The organism is Longicatena caecimuris (assembly GCF_004341945.1).
GTDB lineage: Bacteria > Bacillota_I > Bacilli_A > Erysipelotrichales > Erysipelotrichaceae > Longicatena > Longicatena caecimuris.
This window is the reverse complement of record NZ_SMBP01000004.1, coordinates 24,785-43,234: the sequence shown is the minus strand read 5'-3', so window position 1 is coordinate 43,234 and position 18,450 is coordinate 24,785. Positions and strand designations below refer to the sequence as shown.

General features: G+C 36.4%; 16 protein-coding genes. 14 read left to right on the top strand and 2 right to left on the bottom strand.

Annotation, left to right across the window (positions count from 1 at the left end; translation table 11 throughout):
* Positions 1–35 precede the first annotated feature (35 nt).
* Both EDD61_RS03460 and EDD61_RS03455 read left to right on the top strand, forming a co-directional pair.
* Positions 36–809 carry an NAD kinase gene (locus EDD61_RS03460; protein WP_008690220.1) on the top strand — a complete coding sequence of 258 codons (774 nt, stop codon included), beginning with the start codon at positions 36–38 and terminating at the stop codon, positions 807–809.
* A 50-nt stretch (positions 810–859) separates the two neighbouring features.
* The gene (locus EDD61_RS03455) at positions 860–1,756 is read left to right on the top strand and encodes a YwqG family protein (RefSeq protein ID WP_132224023.1); all 897 of its coding nucleotides are present in this window, start codon (positions 860–862) and stop codon (positions 1,754–1,756) included.
* A gap of 64 nt (positions 1,757–1,820) precedes the next feature.
* Here the strand turns inward: EDD61_RS03455 and EDD61_RS03450 are convergent, their stop codons facing one another.
* A complete protein-coding gene (locus EDD61_RS03450) occupies positions 1,821–3,029 on the bottom strand; it encodes an FtsW/RodA/SpoVE family cell cycle protein (RefSeq protein WP_008690215.1) in 1,209 nt (402 codons plus the stop codon).
* Between the two features lie 216 nt (positions 3,030–3,245).
* Between EDD61_RS03450 and mutS the strand changes: the two genes are divergently transcribed.
* From mutS to EDD61_RS03425, 5 genes are all read left to right on the top strand, one after another.
* The gene (mutS, locus tag EDD61_RS03445; RefSeq protein ID WP_119957547.1) at positions 3,246–5,777 is read left to right on the top strand and encodes a DNA mismatch repair protein MutS; all 2,532 of its coding nucleotides are present in this window, start codon (positions 3,246–3,248) and stop codon (positions 5,775–5,777) included.
* A 38-nt stretch (positions 5,778–5,815) separates the two neighbouring features.
* Positions 5,816–7,882: a DNA mismatch repair endonuclease MutL gene (gene mutL / locus EDD61_RS03440; protein ID WP_132224021.1), complete on the top strand. Its 2,067-nt coding sequence runs from the start codon at positions 5,816–5,818 to the stop codon at positions 7,880–7,882.
* Between the two features lie 2 nt (positions 7,883–7,884).
* Complete coding sequence (miaA, locus tag EDD61_RS03435) at positions 7,885–8,796, top strand: tRNA (adenosine(37)-N6)-dimethylallyltransferase MiaA (RefSeq protein ID WP_008690207.1); 912 nt, start codon at positions 7,885–7,887, stop codon at positions 8,794–8,796.
* Complete coding sequence (locus EDD61_RS03430) at positions 8,781–9,515, top strand: tRNA threonylcarbamoyladenosine dehydratase (protein WP_132224019.1); 735 nt, start codon at positions 8,781–8,783, stop codon at positions 9,513–9,515. Before miaA ends, EDD61_RS03430 begins: the two co-directional genes overlap by 16 nt.
* A 111-nt stretch (positions 9,516–9,626) precedes the next feature.
* Positions 9,627–10,334 (top strand): DUF5131 family protein, encoded by a 708-nt coding sequence (locus EDD61_RS03425; RefSeq protein WP_132224017.1) that lies wholly within the window; start codon positions 9,627–9,629, stop codon positions 10,332–10,334.
* Positions 10,335–10,570: 236 nt separating this feature from the next.
* Here the strand turns inward: EDD61_RS03425 and EDD61_RS03420 are convergent, their stop codons facing one another.
* Positions 10,571–11,221 carry a YggS family pyridoxal phosphate-dependent enzyme gene (locus EDD61_RS03420; RefSeq protein ID WP_008690201.1) on the bottom strand — a complete coding sequence of 217 codons (651 nt, stop codon included), beginning with the start codon at positions 11,219–11,221 and terminating at the stop codon, positions 10,571–10,573.
* 386 nt (positions 11,222–11,607) lie between these two features.
* Here EDD61_RS03420 and tmk point away from each other — a divergent pair, with 386 nt between their 5' ends.
* From tmk to EDD61_RS03385, 7 genes are all read left to right on the top strand, one after another.
* Complete coding sequence (gene tmk / locus EDD61_RS03415) at positions 11,608–12,243, top strand: dTMP kinase (protein ID WP_008977892.1); 636 nt, start codon at positions 11,608–11,610, stop codon at positions 12,241–12,243.
* On the top strand, positions 12,236–13,213 hold the full coding sequence (locus tag EDD61_RS03410) for a DNA polymerase III subunit delta (protein ID WP_008690879.1): 978 nt from the start codon (positions 12,236–12,238) through the stop codon (positions 13,211–13,213). The genes tmk and EDD61_RS03410 overlap by 8 nt, the downstream gene beginning before the upstream one ends.
* Positions 13,210–14,196: a regulatory iron-sulfur-containing complex subunit RicT gene (gene ricT / locus EDD61_RS03405; RefSeq protein ID WP_008690880.1), complete on the top strand. Its 987-nt coding sequence runs from the start codon at positions 13,210–13,212 to the stop codon at positions 14,194–14,196. Before EDD61_RS03410 ends, ricT begins: the two co-directional genes overlap by 4 nt.
* Positions 14,197–14,205: 9 nt before the next feature.
* Positions 14,206–15,063 carry a 16S rRNA (cytidine(1402)-2'-O)-methyltransferase gene (rsmI, locus tag EDD61_RS03400; RefSeq protein ID WP_008690881.1) on the top strand — a complete coding sequence of 286 codons (858 nt, stop codon included), beginning with the start codon at positions 14,206–14,208 and terminating at the stop codon, positions 15,061–15,063.
* A gap of 278 nt (positions 15,064–15,341) precedes the next feature.
* On the top strand, positions 15,342–16,040 hold the full coding sequence (locus EDD61_RS03395) for a GNAT family N-acetyltransferase (protein ID WP_132224015.1): 699 nt from the start codon (positions 15,342–15,344) through the stop codon (positions 16,038–16,040).
* Between the two features lie 107 nt (positions 16,041–16,147).
* Positions 16,148–16,828 carry a response regulator transcription factor gene (locus EDD61_RS03390; RefSeq protein WP_008690884.1) on the top strand — a complete coding sequence of 227 codons (681 nt, stop codon included), beginning with the start codon at positions 16,148–16,150 and terminating at the stop codon, positions 16,826–16,828.
* The gene (locus EDD61_RS03385) at positions 16,812–18,371 is read left to right on the top strand and encodes a HAMP domain-containing sensor histidine kinase (RefSeq protein WP_132224013.1); all 1,560 of its coding nucleotides are present in this window, start codon (positions 16,812–16,814) and stop codon (positions 18,369–18,371) included. Before EDD61_RS03390 ends, EDD61_RS03385 begins: the two co-directional genes overlap by 17 nt.
* Positions 18,372–18,450: the final 79 nt, after the last annotated feature.

Sequence of the window (18,450 nt, the reverse complement as noted above, 5' to 3'; positions counted from 1 at the left end):
TACAATAGTATGAATAAGAAAGGAAGTGATTTCTTATGAATTATGCAACTGTCGCAAAGAAAGATGAAAAATCATTTCAAACAGAACAATATTTGTGTAGTCAATTAAATAAACATGGATGGATATATGATAAAAAAAATCCTGAATTGGTAATTTGTATAGGTGGAGATGGCACTTTATTATATGGGGTGCATAAATATCTTCCCATTATTAATACAATAAAATTCCTCGGTATCCATACAGGTACATTGGGTTTCTTTACGGATTATACAGGAGAGGAAATTGATGAATGCATTCAGGATCTTTTACACAAAAAGCCATCCATCTTCACTTCCAATTTGTTAAAAATACAGATGGATAATGATCCTGTACCTCGCTATGCTTTAAATGAAATGCGTGTTGAAAATATCGTGAAATCACAAATTTTGGATATCTATATAGATGGAGAATTTTTTGAAACATGCCGTGGTTCAGGGATATGTTTAAGTACACAGGCAGGCTCTACTGCATATAATCGAAGCTTAAAAGGTGCTGTCATTGATAGTGGTATATCGTTAATGCAATTGACTGAAATTACACCAATTCAACATTCCAAACATCGTTCACTAGGGGTACCTTACATTATGATGGAAAATCGCATCATCACTATGCGCAGTGAGACATTTGATACTGCTGTATTATGTTATGATCATTTGAATTTATCATTAGCGGATACACACGAAATTATTTGCAGTATGTCAGATCTTAAAGTACAATTTGTTCGTTATCGTGCATACAGTTATTTAAAACGATTAAAAAACTTATATTAATTCGCAAGCAGTAGGAAGCATCGGAATGAAAGTAACTGGAGGAAAAGACTATGGGTTTTCTTAAAAAAATATTTGCCAAACAAGAGGTAAAGACACAAAATGAAACAAAACCAAAAAATGAAGAAAGAGTAGAAAACCAAGAGAAAATACAAGCAACCGTTGAAATGTTTTATGAACGTTTAAAAAACACATCACAAAAACCGATTACTTACTTTACTCTTGAAAAAGATAAACCAGCTTTATTTGATTGTAAAATCGGAGGTGCATATTATATTCCTGAACATGAGACACTTCCAATTGATCAAATAGAAAAGAGTCCATTGTATTTGTTGGCGCAGATTAATTTTTCGCAGTTTAAAGCACCGGAAGGATTTCCAACATCAGGGCTTTTACAGATTTTTATAAGTGGTGATGATGATCTTTATGGCTGTGATTTTGATGATCCAAGATTTCAAAAGAGATGGGCAATTCGCTATTATGAATCCATACCAAACCAGCCTGTAAGCAATCGTATCTTTCAACCGAAAGCACATAAAGAAACAATGTTACCCTTTCCATTGGATTGTGAATACCGTCTGCAACCGCATGAACATTTTCAGACAATTACCATAAATGATTATCGCTTTAAAGATTATTTTACTCAGTCATGTCAAGATTTATTAAAAGAGGATCAACACACTATTTTCGATTTAGATGATGTCATATATGATAACTTATGTGATAGATTAGAAACATTTGCTTCACAAATAGGCGGATATCCTTGTTTTACACAATATGATCCCAGAGAGTATATGAAAGACAATCCTTGCGATATCCTATTATTTCAATTAGATACAGTAGAAGATATTATGTGGGGAGATTCTGGTGTCGCAAATTTCTTTGTTTCTGAACAAGATCTTAAAAATAAAGATTTTACAAACGTTGTTTATAATTGGGACTGTATGTAAGAAAAGAGGTTGTAGTGTATAGAAGATTTCATTTCGTAAATCTATCTAATATCATTACAACCTCTTATTCATATACATAGTCTGATAATTTTTTAGCTTTCGCACTGGCATTCATAATGATTCCAAAGGCTACTAAATAAGATAGCATGCTAGATCCGCCATACGATATCAAAGGAAGAGTAATACCGGTAATTGGCAATAATCCAATGATCATACCGATATTTTGGACTTGCTGATATAGCAACATTCCTAAAACACCTAAAATCAGATATTTTTCAAACATATTCTTCGATATGCTGGCAATCTTACATAAATGAAGATCAAGTCCTAAACACAGTATTAAGATGAATACTGCACCAATCAATCCCCAGCTTTGACCAATAACAGCAAAGATGAAATCCGTCTGTGCTTCGGGTATCGGTACTAGAAACTGTTGCATACCATGTCCGCTTACACCGGCACTGCCTAACGCTAACAAGGCCATATATTGTTGATAACTATCCGTATTGATGCTAGATTCAGGATCAAGCCAAGAAGTGATCCTTCGCATTTTATAGCTTCCTCCCATCATACTAGTTAGTAAATCAAATTGAAATATGTAGAGATAAGCAAAGACGGCAATAAAGATGATGATAAGTCCGGCTAATAGCCATATCCATTCTTTGCGTATTCCCGAACATAATAGCATAGCCAATAGACTGATACCAATAATCAAAACAACTCCGGTATCCGGCTGTAATAGAATTAGTACCATAGGTGGCAGAGCCCATTTTGCAACTTCTATAAATAGTTTAACATCCATCTCAAAGGAATCAATTACTTTTTCTTTGTTATGTTCATCAATAATACCTGCGGTAATGATGATCAATACAATTTTCATAAACTCACTGGGCTGAAAGGAAGTTCCAGGAAGGAAAAACCATGAAATAGCACCATTGGTTGGCTGCATGATAGAAATCACTCTGCCGGTCAGTGAGTATAATATCCTGGCAAAAAATAAGATGATCAAACAGACCATTAATATCCAATAGGCAATCTTAGCGAATTGAAACATACTGTCATTGCCTAAATACATGATTACACCTAAGGCGATAAAACCTGCCATAAACCACATGATCTGTTTTGTAAGATACCCCATTCCAGCTTGGGCTCCAACAATTCCGAAAGAAGAATAGATAGAAACGAAGCTGGTGATTGCCATGACAATTAAATAAGCCATTAAAACAAAATCAAACTTATCCGGACTCTTCGCCCTGGATAATCCTACTTTCATTGGCATCACTCCATTATTACTATGCCTAATTAAAGGCTTGTATCTATTATAGCACGGTTTTTCTTCCTTATGTTGCGCACGGCATACAAATTTGAATAAATTAAGGAAAATGTAATGCTTCTCATATAAGAAAGATATGTAAAAGATTTCTGCATACTTATACCAAGCAACCTTCATTTTTGATATAATATAGAAACGAGAGCAGGAGTTGATTTTATGACAAAAAAGAATACCTATACACCGATGATGACACAATATTTAGAGTTAAAAGAGAAACATAAGGATGAAATTATTTTTTACCGTTTAGGTGATTTTTATGAAATGTTTTTTGACGATGCAAAAATAGCAAGTCAGGAATTAGATCTTGTGTTAACAGGCAAAAATGCCGGTGTGGAAGAAAGAGTGCCAATGTGTGGTATTCCGCATCATGCAGCGAATGGCTACATTCAGCGCTTGATCCAAAAAGGGTATAAAGTTGCTATCGTGGAACAGATGGAAAATCCCGCTACAGCAAAAGGCTTAGTAAAACGTGATATTCTTAAAATTGTTACTCCTGGGACGATCATGGATGAAGTGAATGATGAAAAAGCAACTGTTTATATTGCGTCATTGCATGATTATCAATTTGGCTTAGCGGTCGTTCTATGTGAGATGACGACAGGAGAAATGCGCGCACAGTTGATTGATAAGCAGGTGATGGCAATTCAGAAAGTACTGCTTGGTAATAATGTGGCAGAAATTGTCATTGAAGAAAAGTTCGATAAGAAAATTGTAAAAATGATCGAAGATATGGATCGGATAACAATTTCTTATTATCAAGATGCAGCCATCAAGGAAGCATATGAACATCTTATCAGTGATATTGAAGATGATCGAATACGCCATGCATTTGGTATACTTACGAATTATTTAGATGAAACACAACGCCGTAATATGGCTCATCTGAATCATGTTGAACAGGTTTATGAAAATGAATTTTTACAAATGGATTACAATACTAAGCAAAACTTAGAATTAACGGCAAGTATTCGCAACAATTCTAAATCATTGACTTTATGGAGCTTCTTAGATAAATGTCGCAGTTCTATGGGGTCCCGCTTGTTAAAAAAATGGATTGAGTATCCACTTGTTGATACGAAAATGATCAATAAACGTTTAGATGCTATTGAATATTTAAATGATAATTTTATTACGAAAGATGAGCTGAAAGAACATTTAAGCTTTGTATATGATATGGAGCGATTAAGCGCAAGAGTAGCTTATGGAAGTGCCAATCCTCGTGATATTTTACGTTTGATTAAAACACTGGAACATGCTCCGATGATTTTTGATCTATTCAAAGATTGTAATGCTTATAGCGAATTTCAAACAATTGATGTCTGTCAGGAATTATATGAGGTAATAGATGGTGCTATCGTGGAAAATCCACCGGTTACATTAAAAGATGGAGGTGTCTTCGTAGAGGGCTATCATGAAGAACTTGATCAGGTAAGAGAAATCGGTAAGAATGGAAAGAATTGGATTTTAGCATTAGAAAATAAGGAGCGGGAGCGCACCGGAGTTAAATCATTGAAAATCGGCTATAATCGAGTGTTTGGCTATTATATCGAAGTGACGAAAACGAATCTTTCACAAATAAAAGAAGAATTTGGTTATGTGCGAAAACAGACACTGGCAAATGCGGAACGTTTTATCACACAAGAATTGAAGGAACAAGAAGATGCAATCGTTCATGCACAGGAAAGAAGTATTCGCCTGGAAAATGAATTGTTTGAAAATTTATTAGACAAAATACGTGTATATCTTCCTAAATTACATGATTTAGCAATTGCGTTAAGTACCATTGATGCGTTGTATGCCTTAGCAGAAATTTCAAGTGAAAATGGTTATACCCGACCTCATTTTCATAAAGAGCATACGGTTTATATGGAAGAGGCACGACATCCCATCTTGGATAAGATCATGAAAACAACACGTTATGTTTCTAATGATCTTAAGATGCAAGAGGATCAGGATATCATGATCATTACAGGACCGAACATGGGCGGTAAATCTACCTACATGCGGCAAACGGCTTTACTTGTGATTATGGCACAAATAGGTTGTTACGTGCCTGCGCGCAAAGCGGAATTGCCAATCTTTGATCAGATTTTCACACGTATTGGGGCAAGTGATGATATCATGTCAGGACAATCAACCTTTATGGTAGAAATGATGGAAGCCAATAATGCCTTAAAGCATGCAAGTGCGAATTCATTAATTCTATTTGATGAGATAGGGCGCGGTACTTCTACTTATGATGGTATGGCATTGGCACAGGCGATGATTGAATATATTTTACGCAATATCAAAGCGAAGACTTTATTCTCAACACATTATCATGAATTGACACAGATGGAAGAACGTAATCCGGGTATTTTGAACGTTCATGTCGATGTTCATGAAGAGGATGAAAAGGTGACGTTCTTGTATCGCGTCATAGAAGGTAAAGCTGATAAATCGTATGGTATCAATGTTGCCAGATTGGCACATCTGCCAGGTAGTGTGTTGGATCGTGCACAACAGATTCTTGATAATTTGGAATTGAATGATAATCCTATACAAAACATCGTCGGACCGCATGTGATTGAAAAAGAAAATCCGAAACATGTAGAAATTATCGAACAATTGGATAAAATAGATTTAAATAAGATGACACCGATAGAAGCTATGCAGCTGTTATATGAATTAAAACAAAAGATGAAATAAAGAACAATACGTTTATCAAAAACAGGAGGTGAGGATATATGGGAAAGATTAATCGCTTGGATGAACATTTATCAAATATGATTGCGGCTGGTGAAGTTGTAGAACGTCCTATGGGAATTGTAAAAGAATTGGTAGAAAACTGTATTGATGCATCCGCAAGTCATGTGGAAATACAAATTTTACAAGGTGGTATAGATACGATTACCATCATTGATGACGGTATCGGAATGGATGCGGAAGATGCCACATTAGCTTTTGAACGCCATGCGACTAGTAAACTGAAAGAAGTAAATGATTTATGGAATATACATACGATGGGATTTCGTGGCGAGGCGCTGCCTTCTATCGCTTCTGTATCTCATGTGATCTTGCGAACGAACAATGGGACAGACGCTACGGAAGTGGAAATCAATTATGGTACGTTAGTAAGTGCAAAGCCATGTGGTACACCAAAAGGAACGATGATTGAGGTAAAAAACCTATTTCAAAAGACACCGGCACGTTTTAAGCATTTAAAAAGTCCGCAATATGAATTTTCTTTGATCTCGGATGTCGTTCAGAAGTTTGCTTTATCACATCCGGAAATTGGTTTTGTTTTATCACATGATGGAAGAACGGTATTTAAAACAAGAGGGAATGGCAGCTTACTTGAGGTGTTGATGCAGATTTATGGCAGAGATAGCGCAAAGACAGCGATTGCTTTAGATGGCAATGATATGGATTATCATATTGGCGGTTTTATCATGCAGCCTAATTTCAATCGAGCAACCAAATATTATATGTTATTGTATATCAATGGGCGAATGATCCGTAATTATCATTTACAAAAAGCAGTGATGGATGCGTATGCGCCTTATCTTCCTAAGGAACGTTATCCTATTGCCATTATCAATATGGAAATGGATGCTCAATTAGTCGATGTGAATGTGCATCCAAGTAAATGGGAGATTCGCTTATCAAAAGAAAAACAATTGGAAAAACTAGTGTATGAAACGATAAGTAATGCATTAAAGGAACATCTGCAAGTACCGAAGGTCAATGTAAATCGGGAAAAGAAAATTAAAGTAGAAATGCCTGAAATGCAATTAACATATGAACGTGATGATAAGGTGAAAAAGCTTCATGATGAAGTGAATGAAAGCTTTGCGAATCCTAAGGATGTACCACCATTAAATATGGAACAGTTAAAGGTGGATATAGAAAAGTCAAAAGAAGAAGCGCATATCAAATATCCACAACCGATAAAAAGAGAATGTATCACAGAGACAAAAGAAACAGAAACAATTTATAAAATAAGAGATGCCGTCGATACGAAACAAAAGCAAACACATAACGTAGGTATCAAACAACAGCCAGGGAATGAAGAAAAAGAACAAGTAAAGGAACAAGAAATGCTTACACCATCTACAGCAAACGTAGAGCAGGCATTTCATCCCCATATGGAAACAAGCAAATTGGAAGTACCTAAAAAGCAAGTACAAACAATGGAACAATCCGATTTGATTCATAAAAAACCACGGAATCCAAGCCTTCCCCAACTGCGTGTCATCGGTCAATTCCATAACTGCTATATCATTGCCGAAGGAGAAAAAGGGTTATACATTATTGATCAACATGCGGCACAGGAACGTTACCACTATGAAGTAATTCGAGAGTCCATCTTAGCCGGACAAAATGATGCACAACCTTTGTTGTTGCCGATAACAATTGAGGCAAGTGTATCTGCAATCATGCAGTTAGAAGATCTGAATAAGGTCATGGAACAACTTGGTATTCATCTGGAATCCTTTGGAGAGAAGACACTTGTCTGTCGTGAATTGCCTGTTTGGATGAAGGATGTTGAGGAAGCAGCTTTTTTACAAGATATGATTGATATTTGGGAAAGAGATAAAGCGTTAAGTTTGGAAAAACTAAGGAAGCACGCTATCGCAACGATGGCATGTCATAGCTCCATTCGATTTAATCGCAGTCTGACAATGGAAGAAATGAACCGTGTCATAGAAGATTTGGGCAAATGTGAACAACCATTCCATTGTCCACATGGAAGACCGACATTGATATGTATGGAAGAAAAAGATTTGATTCATGACTTTGAAAGAGGTTGATTATGGAAAAGGTATTAGTAATCGTCGGACCGACCGGTGTAGGGAAGACAAACTTAAGCATTCAGCTGGCTAAGCAATATGATGGAGAAATCATCAGTGGCGATTCTATGCAGATTTATCAGGAAATGAGCATAGGAACAGCGAAAATCAAAGAGGATGAAAAACAGGGAATCCCACATTATCTTGTAGATGAATATCATTTTGATGAAGAATATAATGTGAAGATTTTTCAACAAAAGGCGAGAGACTATATACATGCAATCAATGCGAAAAAGAAACTTGCGATGATTGTAGGAGGTACCGGTTTGTATGTGAAATCTGTTATCTACGATTATCAGTTTTTAGATCAGAAAGAGGATACGGAATTTTTAACCTATCTAAAAAAACGCAGTAATGACGAATTATGGAGCTTGCTGAAAATCGTTGATACTAAGGCATGTGAAAACATTCATCATAATAATCGCCAACGTATAATCAGGGCATTAAGTATGGCACATGATGGTATAAAAAAGAGTGAGGTCATTGCCTGTCAAGATCATAAACCGGTCTATGATGCCTTCATCATTGGTTTGACAATGGAAAGAGATGCATTATATGAACGTATCAATCAACGTGTCGATCAGATGATGGAAGAAGGATTGTTTGAAGAAATTAACGAATTAGTAACGACACATGAGAATGTTTGGCAATTACAAAGTTTTCAGGGAATCGGCTATAAAGAATGGAAAGCTTATTTTGAAAAGCAGTGTCCAAAAGAAGCTTGCATAGAACAAATCAAGAAAAACTCACGTAACTTTGCGAAACGTCAATACACTTGGTTTCGCAATCAGATGAAGGTGCATTGGTATGATATAGCAGATGCTTCTTATCAAGAACAATTAAGGAAGGATGTTGAGTCATGGCTTCACCAGTAGAGACACCATTACAACGTATGGAACTGTTGATTGGTGAAGATAATATTATAAAATTGAAACAGGCCAGTGTATTGATCGTTGGTGTTGGCGGTGTCGGTTCCTATGCTGCAGAAGCGCTCGCTCGAAGTGGAATAGGCAAATTGATACTAGTAGATGGAGATACGGTTGCGCCAAGTAATCTGAATCGTCAAATACATGCAACTTTTGCGACCATCGGTCAATCTAAAACGAAGGTGATGAAAAAGCGTATTGAAAGCTATCGCAACGATTGTGAGGTTATCACACAGGATCTTTTCTATGATGCAACAAAAAATGAGGAAGTGTTTATAGAACCTGTCGATTTTGTGGTTGATGCAATTGATACCATGTCTTCAAAACTGGCTTTGATACAATATTGTCTGCAACATAACATTCCTTTTATCTCTAGCATGGGAATGGCCAATCGCATGGATCCTACGTGTGTGACCATTTGTGATCTGATGAAGACAAGTTATGATCCGGTTGCAAAGATTATGCGCAGTTTGGTAAGGAAACATCATATCAGAGGAAAGATTCCGGTGGTATGGTCAAGTGAGCAGCCTACCGTGCAGACAAAGGTAATTTATGAAGATGGAATTACGCGTAAACAAAAGATGCCACCGGCCAGTTCGCCTTTTGTACCATCCGCTGCTGGTTTAGCAATTGCTTCTTATGCCATAAAACAACTATTAAAAAAGTAACCAGGCTATTTTGATATGTACCTAGCATTCTGAATCATTCAGTATGAAGGGTACAAATCACTTAGGTCTGGTTTTCTTTATGTTATAATGATGAAGAAAAGAGGTGGTCATATGACAATATGGGATCCATGGCGTGGCTGTCATCGCTATAGTGAAGGGTGTAAGCATTGTTATATACATAAAGGAGATGCAAAACGTGGTATCGATACGAATGAGATTGTAAAGACAAAACGTTTTTACGCACCGATTGAAAAGAAAAAGAATGGTGAATATAAGATGAAATCCAATCAATTGGTATATGTTTGTTTTCGTTCTGATTTTCTTTTAGAAGATTGTGACGAATGGCGATGGGAATGTTGGAATATGATGAAAGAACGTCAAGATTTGACTTTCCTTTTTTTAACAAAACGCATCGAACGTTTAGCTAATTGTCTTCCTAAGGATTGGCAGGAAGGTTATCCCAATGTTATTATCGGCTGCACCATTGAAAATCAGAAACAGGCAGATATTCGCCTGCCCATATTTACTGCCTTGCCGATTGTGCATCGCAATATCATCTGTCAGCCATTATTATCGCCGATAAAAATAAAACCTTATTTGCAAAATGTAGAACTGCTAGTTGTTGGTGGTGAATCGGATGTTCAAGGACGTGTTATGGATTATGACTGGGTCTTAGATATCCGAAAACAGTGCTTGGAAACACAGACACATTTTGAATTTCGGCAATGTTCTACCAATTTCAGAAAGGATGGGAAATACTATCATCTGAGTGTTCGTGAGCTTATGCGCCAGGCAAAGAAAGCAGATATAAATATATAGCGACCAATATAAAAAAAGGGAACGTAATGGTTCCCTTCCCCCCCTATGTCAAGGTTAATGGTCTTTGTCTATGACATATAGGATAGTGCTGGTATACCAGCAATACTATTGTAAAAATAATTCACCAGAAATGCAATATATTTATGAAACTATTTATTATAAATAGCTAACTGGCGTAATATATTCGACGGTTTTTTAGTTGTTTCGCGGTGTTTTGCGTTTTTTCGACACATGCTTTATTTGTTATAATTACGCTGTCCGAAGATGATCGTACCTAAACGTATCATATTAGAACCATGTTTTAATGCCAAGGCATAGTCTTGACTCATTCCCATTGATAAATAACGGATGCGCTCTGCACCATATTCATTTTGCAATGTATGATATAAAACTTGCATTTTTTCAAAACAAGCTTCTATATCGGCAGTAGTACCATTCATAGGACCAACACACATCAAACCTTGCACATCCAAATGAGGAAAGCTCATGCATTGTTTTACGAAGGATAAGCATTCTTCTAATAATATACCAGTCTTATTTGCTTCTCTTGCTATATTGACTTCGACTAAGACAGGCATCACCTTTTCAATCTTCGCACACTGTTTTTCAATTTCTTCAGCTAAACGCAGACTATCCAGGCTTTGAATCATATCTACCAAAGGCACAACATCTTTTACTTTATTGCGCTGTAAATGGCCAATCATATGCCAATGGTAGTTAGGATCATATTTTTCCTTAATTTCCTGAACTTTATTCTCACCAAATATCCGACATCCACTCGCATAAGCTTCATCAATCTCTTCTTTTGTATGTGTCTTGCTGACAGCAATTAAGACCACATCTTTTGGCAAATCTCTTTGAATTGCTGATAATTTCTTTTTATCCATGAATCTCACCTCTGATTACGTAGTAATTATAGCATTTAACAAACGAAAAGGATAGCGGTTGCTATCCTCAACGTGGTATGTGACATACCTGTATATGAAAGGGAAAAGATTTTCCCTATACATAGCGTATGCAGAGTTATACAGATTATGCAGTTTTTCTCTTGTTTAAAAAAGAAATACGGCACTTTTTTTACTGCTGAATAAACCATTTATGCGATACATAAGGTTCCTTCCTTAATTAAAACTTTTATATGGGATCTATATGTAAGGTATATTATGTTTTTTTAATTAGCAAGTTTCTTCTTTGGTGTTGCGAATCCATGAAATTTCATGCATAGATATAGCGAATATGCTATAATAAAGAAGATTGGTTAAGGAGTGTTTTAATGATGAAAAAAGGATTATTTATTACATTTGAAGGAAATGATGGCAGTGGAAAGACTACAATATCAAAGATGGCTTATGAAAAGTTATTGGATATGGGGTATCCGGTCGTTTATACAAGAGAACCGGGAGGGATTGATATTGCTGAACAAATCCGTCATGTGATACTTGATCCTAAAAATACAGCCATGGATGCGCGTTGTGAGGCATTATTATATGCCGCTAGCCGCAGACAACATCTGGTAGAAAAAGTTCTGCCAGCCTTGGCAAAACATCAAATTGTACTCTGCGACCGATTTGTGGACAGTTCATTGGTATATCAAGGAATTGCCCGTGGAATAGGTATCGAAGAAGTGTATAAAATTAATGAATTTGCGATAGAAGGACATTTGCCAGATGCCACTATATTTCTTCATGTTGATTTGCATACAGGACTTTCCCGTATTGAAACAAGAGGAGAAAAGGATCGTCTGGACAATGAAAGTATGAAATTTCATCAGATGGTTTCAGAAGGCTATGATACCATACGGGAAATGTTTCATGAACGCATGCACGTGATAGATGCGACCAAATCCATTGAGGATGTGTTAAAGGCAACGATAGAGTGTCTGTTGGAGATTATAAACGCTCATGATTAAGGAACTATTAAAAGAACAACAGCCGGTTGTTTATACAACCTTAAAGCATGCACTCGAACTTGATAAGCTTGCGCATGCCTATATGTTTTCCGGGCCTGCTGGGACAATGAAGAAAGAGGCAGCTTATCTGCTTGCACAAAGTTTGGTATGTTCTACGCATGGTTTTGCATGTGAGTGCTGTGATACCTGTAAACGTATAGCGGCAAATGAATTTGCGGATTTAAAATATATTGATGGGACAACGACTTCGATTAAAAAAGAAGATATCGTAAAACTGCAGAAGGAATTTAATAAAACCGGTTTAGAAACAACCGGTAAGAAAATTTATATTCTTGATCATGCAGAAAATGCCACTCCAGATGCGTTAAACTCTCTATTGAAATTCTTGGAAGAGCCAACGAATGATATGACAGCAATCTTGATTGTTGAACAAATGGATCGAGTGCTGCCAACCATCATTTCACGCTGTCAGAATATACCTTTTACAGCACCGGGATTTTTTAGTTGCTATCAAGAGGTCAGAGCAGAAATAGCAGAATTAGATGCCTATTTGTTATCTCATATCTTGCATCAGAAACAAAGTATTCTTGAGGCGGTAGAAAGTGAAGATTACCAACATGCTGTATATGTATTTAAAGGAATGTTGGAACGGTATCAGAAATCTTGCTATCAAGCCTTATTGTTCTTGCAGTTGGAGGGTTTCCCGGCAAAACAAAAAAAATATGGGAAACAGGCTTTGCAATATGTATTAGATATGTTGCTGCTGTTTTTTAAGGAATGCATGAAAAAAGAAAGTGCATGTCAAGATATGTGGTATAAAAAACAGCTGGAAACCATGCAGCAGAAAGATATGGATATCATAAAAATCATGCAGATATTGATGCGTGGAAAGGATATGCTTTTACGCTCTGTAAATCTGCAGATGCTGATAGATCAATTGTTATATGAAATGAAAGAGGTGACACGATGAATCAGAATACACAAAATAAAACGAATAACGCAAAAAATGAGCATAAACAAAACGGGCGAAACACGTATCATGACAATCATAAGAACAATGATGCACGACAGGATAAAAAAGAAGCACACAATCAAAATCATTATGATAATCATCGCAAAGAACATGGAGAACACGTAAATCGTACATATAAATATTTGGCCTTTGTATCTTTTTCAGAATCAAAGAAGGTCTATTCTTTTGGATGTAACGATAATAACTACCATGTTGGTGATGATGTTGTCGTTGAAACGATTCGCGGACAGGAATTAGGAAAGATTGTAAAGGAAACAGAGACGTTCATACCAAACGGTATGGAAATTAAACCAATTTTGCGTAAAGCTACGGAGAAAGACTTAAAACAAGTAGAAATCAATGCAGAAAAGGCAAAAAAAGCGATGGAAATCTGCAATGAATGTATTGCTAAGTTAGGCTTGGATATGAATTTAATTGAAGCTGAATATACGTTAGATTGCAGTAAGATCATTTTTGTTTATGTAGCCGATGAACGCGTAGATTTCCGTGAATTATTAAAGGATCTAGCTAGTATTTTCAAATGCCGTATTGAATTGCGACAGATCGGACCTCGTAATAAATCAAAAATTATCGGTGGTTTGGGTATGTGCGGTATGGAAACTTGTTGCTCACGGTTTCTTAATGATTTTGATGTTGTATCTATCAATATGGCAAAAAATCAGTTATTGGCATTGAATATTCAGAAATTAAGCGGCCAATGTGGAAAATTGATGTGCTGTTTAAAATATGAAGATGGACAATATAAAAAATTAAGAGAAGGGCTGCCTAAAATGAACAGCCAGATAGAATATAAAGGCAGTCGTTATCGTATTACCAGTATGAATGTTTTACTACAACAGGTAAAAATTGAAAATAAGGAAGATGTACAATTTTTATCCTTCCAAGAACTTTGGCCGGACATTGATTTTTCTGATCGGTAGGTGACAAACATGAACAGACAAAAAAGCTTTGAACAAAAGAAACCGGCATTATATTTGGTGGCTACGCCTATCGGAAATCTTGAAGAAATGACACCAAGAGCCATTTCTATCTTAGCAAGCGTTGATGTCATAGCAGCTGAGGATACCCGCAATACGATGAAACTATTGACACATTTTGGTATTAAGACCAGACTGCTTTCTCATCATCAGCATAATGAACTGCAAAGTGCTAAGGGGTTAGTGGATTTGCTAGATCAGGGGAATTCCATTGCAATTGTTTCAGATGCAGGTTATCCTTTGATCTCTGATCCTGGCAGTATCGTATGTAAGATGGTGATTGAAGCAGGTTATAGTGTTATTCCTGTTTCCGGCAGCAATGCTATGTTAAATGCTTTGGTATGCAGTGGCTTAGATACACAGCATTTCTTGTTTTACGGCTTTTTGAAGGCATCCGAAAAAGAACGTATTCGGGAACTGCATGATTTGAAGTATTATCCTTTCACCCTTGTCTTTTATGAAGCTCCCCACCGTATTCGTAAAATGCTGGAAAGCTGTAAAGAGGTGTTGGGGAATCGTCAAATGTGTCTGGCAAGAGAATTAACGAAGAAGCATGAAGAGTTCTTACGTGGCACGATTGAGGAATTGCTGGAGGTTGTCGAGGAATTAAAAGGGGAAATGGTTGTCATTATCGAAGGCAGCAAAGAAGAAAAAGACCCCGGTGAAGATCAGGCAATGCCTTTGGTCCACGATCAGATCAAAACATATATTGATGGTGGTTTAACGACCAATGAAGCAATAAAAAGAGTCGCGAAAGAAAGAGGTCTTTCTAAGAACGATTTATATAAAGAGTTCCATGGCTTAAGCTAAAGGAATGCGTGTCTTATCACGAAGCGAAGTCCATACTCACCTTAGGTAAAAAAGGGTTACCATTATTTCAAAAACGATATGATGATTTACTTCTAATTTATCTATTCTTGAGTAGGAAGCTTAAGTGAGAAGACACTTTTTTATTCGTTATGGTGTGCCAACGGATAAAGGAAAGCACTATTCAGAAAACAGGTAAATAAATGATGTCATATCCTATATCAAAAGATAGTATAAAAGAACTATGGTTTTAATTTCATAGGAAAAAGGAGGTTAGATGCATGAAGCTTGAAGATCGTATCTTATATGCCGATATGTTAGAATGTCGACGAAAGAAAGGTAAGATTTATTATGAAGATAGCCATGGATTATTAGTAGAGAGTCCGAAATCACATATGTTATATTGTGCTGCCGAGAATGAAGCAAGTGCAAAAGCTGTTGTAGCACATCTTCCTTCCTCTTTTGCTATTTTGGTGGCACATGATATGTATACCGATCGTTTTATTCAACAACAATACCATATCACCTGTGAACTACGTTGTTATCACAGTGCTTATATCGAAAAAACATTACCGCAAGTTAAGCTTCCTCATGGTTTTACCATGCAAACGCTGACAGAAGCATATATACCAGAAATTATTGCTTTATATAAGCACTCCATGCCTTCTTTGGCAACAGTGGAATATATAAAAGAATGTCTAAATGATGACATGTTTGCTGTCTTTGATAAAGAAATCCTTTGTGGCTTTATTGGTGTGCATGAAGAAGAAAGTATTGGTCTATTAGAAGTAAAGCAAGAATATCAAAGAAAAGGTATTGCAACCGCATTATTACAACGGGCAGTACAATCACAAATGTTAAAGGGACGTATTCCTTATGGCGAAATTGTTGAAGACAATATCATCAGCTTACAGATGCAAAAGAAAGCCGGTATGAAAACTTCTGAGAAACTGACTTATTGGTATTTTATGGAGGAATAGGATCCATGATCCTTTGCTTTCATTATCACTTGTATAACGTAAGAAATTCATGAAACATTCACACAGCAACGTCAAAAACACGTTATAATGAACATAGAGGTGATAACATGAGCAAGCTGTTGGTCGTTGATGATGAAGCGCAAATACGTAACATCATTCGGAAATATGGGGAATTTGAAGGATATGAAATCGCTGAGGCAGTGGATGGCATGGACGCGATTGAGAAATGTCGAAAAGATCAGTTTGATTTGATTATCATGGATATCATGATGCCTAATCTCGATGGATTTTCAGCAGTGAAAAAGATACGTGAAGAGGCTTCTACTCCGGTTATTATGCTTTCCGCGCGTGGAGAAGAGTATGATCGTATTCATGGTTTTGAAACAGGGATTGATGATTATGTCGTTAAACCTTTTTCACCGAAAGAGCTGATGATGCGCGTCAATGCGATTTTAAAAAGAGTTCATGGAGAAGAGGATAAAAAACATAAGGACGTGTATGAATATGAAGGCTTACGTATCGATTTTACAGCCAGAAAGGTATTCATAAATGAGAAAGAAAGCGAAATGTCGCCTAAGGAATATGTTCTGCTGTTTTACATGGTGCGTAATGAAGGCATTGCCTTAACAAGAGAACAGCTGATTCATGATGTATGGGGATATGATTTTTACGGTGACGATCGCACGTTAGATACACATATTAAATTATTAAGAAAAAGCCTGGGAATTTATAGTTCTACAATCGTTACCTTACGTGGGGTAGGTTATCGTTTTGAAGGCAAACAATAGAAAAGATACCAGTATCAAATGGAAAATTTTCGGCAGTTTACTAGTCTTTATTGCCATCATCATTTTGGTACTGTGGCTTTTTCAGGTTTTTTTCTTAGAAAAATTTTATGTGTTGATCAAATCACGTTCCGTAAAAGATGCTGCAAGTGATATCAATCAGGTAATAAATAATGAGAATTATAAGGATGAAATTGATGCGATTATCAAAGAAAATGAATTCTGTGTCATTGTTTATGAGAATGAAAATGAAACACCATTATATTCCAGTAGTGGAAAAGGAGATCCTCGCTGTGGCATTACCGAGTTTAGCATGAAAAAGCACATGGATATCATTGCTAAGCTACAAAAAGAGGCGAAGGAACATGATGGTACTGCTTCTACTTTATTAGAAGAATCTGCGAATAAAGAGGATTTTAATTTCAAAGAAGAAGTAGAACTAACGGATCGCTATCATAGTATCTTAAATACACCTTATGATGAGAAAAAGCTTCGAAAGCTATTACCATCTAATAAAAATGCCCAAATGATGACATATATCAGTGTAGTCATGCAGGCAGATAAAAGTATAAAAACCATTGTGGTCAATGCACAGCTGACACCAGTGAATGCCACCATCGAAACGATTCAGACACAGTTTCTTATCATTGCCGTAATTCTCATTCTAATCGCGTCGCTTTTAGCGATGTATTTATCTCGTAAAATAGCTACGCCGATTATTGAAATCAATGATGGCGCCAAGATACTTGCGAAAGGACGATATGATGTAGCTTTTAAGGGGAAAGGCTATCTGGAAATTGAAGAGCTCAGCAACACCTTGAATTATGCGGCGAAAGAGCTGTCAAAGGTTGAAAGCTTGCGCAGGGAATTAATCGCAAATATGAGTCATGATTTGCGAACGCCGCTGACAATGATTAGTGGTTATGGTGAAGTTATGCGAGATATTCCTGGTGAAAATACGGCAGAAAATGTGCAGATTATCATTGACGAAACGAAAAGGCTGACCAATTTAGTAAATGATATGTTGGATTTATCTAAGTTACAAGCCGGTGCTCAAGAAATTAATAGCAGTAGCTTTAATATAACAGAAGAAATTGAACATATTATCGCCCGATATGATAAACTGCTGACAAATAAAGATTTTACAATTCAGTTTCAGTATGATAAACCGGTTTTTGTTAAAGCAGATATCATTAAAATTAATCAGGTGATATATAATCTGATAAACAATGCCATTAATTATTGTGGAGATGATCATAAGATATATGTCCGTCAGCTCATTGAAAAAGATCGAGTACGCATTGAAGTGATGGATCATGGTGAAGGGATTGAAAAAGAACAGCTGCCTTATATCTGGGAACGTTATTATAAAGTGGATAAAACACATGTACGCTCTAAAATAGGAAGCGGATTAGGTCTTAGTATCGTGAAAGCGATTTTAGAATTACATAAGGCTGAATACGGGGTAATTAGTAAACGAGGTCAAGGTACGACGTTCTGGTTCACATTGCCTTTATGTATAGCGGATCATGAAAAGATAGCATAAGTAAGAGATTAGGATAGCGCAAGGTGCACTGTCTTTTTCGCAATGAGAATCTAATAATTGTCCTATTTATGGGTGTTAT

Excerpts from the sequence above, each read along its gene's own strand:
- EDD61_RS03460 (WP_008690220.1), top strand. The coding sequence starts at position 36 with ATGAATTATGCAACTGTCGCAAAGAAAGATGAAAAATCATTTCAAACA.
- EDD61_RS03455 (WP_132224023.1), top strand. The coding sequence starts at position 860 with ATGGGTTTTCTTAAAAAAATATTTGCCAAACAAGAGGTAAAGACACAA.
- EDD61_RS03450 (WP_008690215.1), bottom strand. The coding sequence starts at position 3,029 with ATGAAAGTAGGATTATCCAGGGCGAAGAGTCCGGATAAGTTTGATTTT.
- mutS (WP_119957547.1), top strand. The coding sequence starts at position 3,246 with ATGACAAAAAAGAATACCTATACACCGATGATGACACAATATTTAGAG.
- mutL (WP_132224021.1), top strand. The coding sequence starts at position 5,816 with ATGGGAAAGATTAATCGCTTGGATGAACATTTATCAAATATGATTGCG.
- miaA (WP_008690207.1), top strand. The coding sequence starts at position 7,885 with ATGGAAAAGGTATTAGTAATCGTCGGACCGACCGGTGTAGGGAAGACA.
- EDD61_RS03430 (WP_132224019.1), top strand. The coding sequence starts at position 8,781 with ATGGCTTCACCAGTAGAGACACCATTACAACGTATGGAACTGTTGATT.
- EDD61_RS03425 (WP_132224017.1), top strand. The coding sequence starts at position 9,627 with ATGACAATATGGGATCCATGGCGTGGCTGTCATCGCTATAGTGAAGGG.
- EDD61_RS03420 (WP_008690201.1), bottom strand. The coding sequence starts at position 11,221 with ATGGATAAAAAGAAATTATCAGCAATTCAAAGAGATTTGCCAAAAGAT.
- tmk (WP_008977892.1), top strand. The coding sequence starts at position 11,608 with ATGATGAAAAAAGGATTATTTATTACATTTGAAGGAAATGATGGCAGT.
- EDD61_RS03410 (WP_008690879.1), top strand. The coding sequence starts at position 12,236 with ATGATTAAGGAACTATTAAAAGAACAACAGCCGGTTGTTTATACAACC.
- ricT (WP_008690880.1), top strand. The coding sequence starts at position 13,210 with ATGAATCAGAATACACAAAATAAAACGAATAACGCAAAAAATGAGCAT.
- rsmI (WP_008690881.1), top strand. The coding sequence starts at position 14,206 with ATGAACAGACAAAAAAGCTTTGAACAAAAGAAACCGGCATTATATTTG.
- EDD61_RS03395 (WP_132224015.1), top strand. The coding sequence starts at position 15,342 with ATGAAGCTTGAAGATCGTATCTTATATGCCGATATGTTAGAATGTCGA.
- EDD61_RS03390 (WP_008690884.1), top strand. The coding sequence starts at position 16,148 with ATGAGCAAGCTGTTGGTCGTTGATGATGAAGCGCAAATACGTAACATC.